The 3612-nt window shown below is 62.4% G+C and carries 4 protein-coding genes; 2 read left to right on the top strand and 2 right to left on the bottom strand.

The features are described 5' to 3' along the window. Positions 1–213: hypothetical protein (locus WA702_RS16245; protein ID WP_425111557.1), on the top strand; the 213-nt coding region annotated here is incomplete at its 5' end. Between the two features lie 147 nt (positions 214–360). On the opposite strand, the gene WA702_RS16240 is transcribed toward WA702_RS16245, so the two are convergent. Further along, positions 361–1302 carry a DUF817 domain-containing protein gene (locus WA702_RS16240; protein ID WP_425111556.1) on the bottom strand — a complete coding sequence of 314 codons (942 nt, stop codon included), beginning with the start codon at positions 1300–1302 and terminating at the stop codon, positions 361–363. A gap of 328 nt (positions 1303–1630) precedes the next feature. Between WA702_RS16240 and WA702_RS16235 the strand changes: the two genes are divergently transcribed. Beyond that, complete coding sequence (locus tag WA702_RS16235) at positions 1631–2089, top strand: hypothetical protein (RefSeq protein ID WP_425111555.1); 459 nt, start codon at positions 1631–1633, stop codon at positions 2087–2089. A 142-nt stretch (positions 2090–2231) separates the two neighbouring features. Here the strand turns inward: WA702_RS16235 and rpoD are convergent. Further along, the coding region (rpoD, locus tag WA702_RS16230; RefSeq protein ID WP_425111554.1) for an RNA polymerase sigma factor RpoD at positions 2232–3612 on the bottom strand (1381 nt) is incomplete at its 5' end.

The raw sequence follows: 3612 nt of genomic DNA, 5'->3' as shown, positions 1-3612 counted from the left end.
CCCAAAGGCGAATTCGCCTTCTTCAACGTGACCTACGAGGACGGCTCGCAGCGCTCCAACCGGCGGGTGCCGGCCGAACTGCTCGGCGGCCTCGACGGCGACGAGCCGGCCCGCAGCTTCATCATGGAGCAGGACCGCGAGATCGCGGAAAAATCCGGCCGCCCGCCGCTGGAGATCAAGGCCCTGGAGCGCGTCGGGGCGAAGAAGAAGTAGGCGCTCATCACCGCCGTAGGGTGGGCCAAGCGCGAAGCGCGTGCCCACCATTCATCCACACCGTCATTCGTGGTGGTGGGCACGGTGCGCCGACCATCGGCACATGCCAAAATGGCGTTGCCTCGTGCCTTTGCCCACCCTACGCACCTACGCCGCCTCGCGCTCCGGCTGCGGCAATGGCACCTCGTCGAGCGCCACCATCATCCTTGGCCGGTCGATCAGGCTGACCAGCGTGTAGCTGATGATCAGCAGCAGAAACCAGGAGCCGAGCTTGGCGAACGAGACCATGGCCCAGCCGTGGCTCTGCGACGGATACAGCCAGACGCGGGTGAAGGTGCCGATGTTCTCCGACAGCCAGATGAACAGCGACACCAGCGCAAGCCCGAGCAGCAGCGGCATCCGACGGTGCACGCGCCAGACCCTGAACCAGACGGTGGCGCGGCAGAACAGCAGCCCGCTGGCGGCGAACAGGCCGAGCCGCAGATCAACACCGTAATGGTCGAGGAAGAAGTTGAGATAGATCGCCGCGCTTAGAGCGATCAGCCAGCGGCGCTGTGGGTGGTTGGTGAAGCGAAAATCGAACAGACGCCAGACCCGGCAGAGATAGCTGCCGATGCAGGAATACATGAAGCCCGAGAACAGCGGCACGCCGCCGAGCCTGATCAGGCTCGGCTCCGGATAGATCCAGGAGCCGGTCGCGGTCTTGAACAGCTCCATCGCGGTGCCGACGAGGTGATAGACCAGGATGACCTTGGCCTCCTCCCAAGTCTCCAACTTTGCTGCGAGCAGCACGGCCTGGACGCCGAGCATGCAGAGGAAGAGGAAGTCGTAGCGCGCGAGCGGCGCATGCACCGGATAGAACCGCCAGGTCAGCAGCATCAGCGCCACCGCGATGCCGCCGAACAGGCAGGCCCAGGCCTGCTTTACGCCGAAGCGGAGGAATTCGTAGAGGCCCGCGGTCCAGCGCTTCCGCGCGGCGGCCTGCGCCAGCCGCGCTTCGGCGGCGATGAAGGGCTGTAGCGGCGCCCAGATCGCAGCGGCACTCAGAGGCCCAATCGGTTCGGCGACGTGATCCTCAGCATTGCGCATGTAAGCCCCAGCGGCGAACAACATGCGCCCATGTAGCAAGCATCGCCTTTGGGCCGCCGCCGCAAAGTTCAGCCGGTTTCAGCCGGCATGCGGACAAATCGGCACATCACGGCAGTCAGTATAAGTCCCAGCATCACGACGACAGGAGCCGTAGCCCGCATGAGCGAAGCGAAATGCGGGATTAAAAGAACCCGGATGTCGCTTCGCTCGTCCGCGCTACAGTTGCTGATTTCCCGCTCCGAAAATCTCCGGATTGTCGAATCCTTTCGCCGCTTTTACTTTCAGTCGGTGAAATCCAATGCGGCGCAGTAAACGAAAGACGCTCATAGTGCCCGACGAAGACTTTTCGCAGTCTGCGCGCGACCAACGCGGCGCGGCTTTTCACGAGGCGGGACACGCTATCGTAGCATCAGCATTGGGACTGGCAATCGGGCACATCGAGATTGCCATTGGCGGCGATGACGCGAAAGGCGCGGCTGAAAGCGAAGACAGCTCCGCACTTGGCCTGGTTGACCGACTAGCAGTTTGCGCCGCGGGACTAGAAGCGCAACGACTGTTCGCGGCTCCCACTCACAGTGGCGCTGGATGGGCGGACCATGGCATGATGATAAGGTTGGTCGAAGGCCTTACACACGAAGATGGCCGCAAGATGCGATACGATGGATATCAACGGGCTCATGATCTTCTGATCCAGAACGCTGATAAGGTTGAACGTCTCGCCAAGCTCCTTTTGACTGAGAAGCGCTTGACGCCTGATGAAGTAAGAACCGTAATTTGTGCTGGCTAGTGTCGCAGTAATGCGAACCTAACCGTTAGGTACTCGATCCCTGAATCAACTTGAGAGAAAAACGACGGACCTTTCGGCCCGCCGCTGTTATACGATGTACTGCCGGATCAAGCCCGGCAATGACAGTCAGAACTGGCTGACATTAGTTGTCGAGGAACGACCGCAGCTTCCTTGACCTGCTCGGATGCTTCAGCTTCCTTAGCGCCTTCGCCTCAATCTGCCGAATACGCTCCCTCGTCACCGAGAACTGCTGGCCAACCTCTTCCAGGGTGTGGTCGGTGTTCATGCCGATGCCGAAGCGCATGCGGAGCACGCGTTCTTCGCGGGGGGTGAGCGAGGCCAGGACGCGCGTGGTGGTTTCGCGGAGGTTGGACTGGATCGCGGCGTCGATCGGCAGGATGGCGTTCTTGTCCTCGATGAAGTCGCCGAGATGGCTGTCCTCCTCGTCGCCCACGGGGGTCTCGAGCGAGAGCGGCTCCTTGGCGATCTTGAGGACCTTGCGCACCTTCTCCAGCGGCATGCCGAGCTTCTCGGCCAGCTCCTCCGGGGTCGGCTCGCGGCCGATCTCGTTGAGCATCTGGCGCGAGGTGCGCACGATCTTGTTGATCGTCTCGATCATGTGCACGGGGATGCGGATGGTGCGGGCTTGGTCCGCAATGCTGCGGGTGATCGCCTGCCGGATCCACCAGGTGGCGTAGGTCGAGAACTTGTAGCCGCGGCGGTACTCGAACTTATCGACCGCCTTCATCAGGCCGATATTGCCTTCCTGGATCAGGTCGAGGAACTGCAGGCCGCGGTTGGTGTACTTCTTGGCGATCGAGATCACGAGCCGGAGGTTGGCTTCCACCATCTCCTTCTTGGCCTGACGGGCCTCGCGCTCGCCCTTCTGCACCGAGTGCACGATCTTGCGGAATTCGACGATCTCGAGCCCGGTCAGCGCGGCCAGCGACTGCACCTCGTGGCGCAGATCCTTGATGCGGTCCTTCTCGTGGTGGACGAAGTTCTTCCAGCCCTTGGCGGACAGCTTCGAGACGCGGTTGAGCCAGCGCGGATCGAGCTCCGAGCCTTGGTAGTTGCGCAGGAAATCCTCGCGCGCCACGCCGTGCGAGTCGGCAAGGCGCATCAAGCGGCTCTCGAACGAGACCAGCTTCTTGTTGATGTCATAGAGCTGCTCGACCAGACTGTCGATGCGGGCCTGGTTCAGCCGCAGCGACTTCACCTCGACGATGATCTCGTCCTTGAGCTTCTTGTACTTGCGCTCCTGCGAGGGCGACAGCGACTCGCTCTGCAGCTGGTTGGCGATGTCCTGCTCCTGCAGGCGGCGCAGCTTCTTGTATTCGGACGCGATCTTGTCGAAGGTCTCGACCACCTTCGGCTTCAGCTCGGCCTCGATGGCCGCCAGCGACATCTGGTTCTCGAACTCGTCGTCGTCCATGTCGGACTCGGCCGCGGCCTCGCCCGGATCCTTCTCCACGGTGTCGCCGGCGGGGGCAGCCGCGGGCTGGGCCCGGAACGGGGTCGGC

The organism is Bradyrhizobium sp., assembly GCF_049798375.1.
In the GTDB taxonomy this organism is placed as follows: domain Bacteria; phylum Pseudomonadota; class Alphaproteobacteria; order Rhizobiales; family Xanthobacteraceae; genus Bradyrhizobium.
This window is presented reverse-complemented; position numbering and strand designations above follow the sequence as displayed.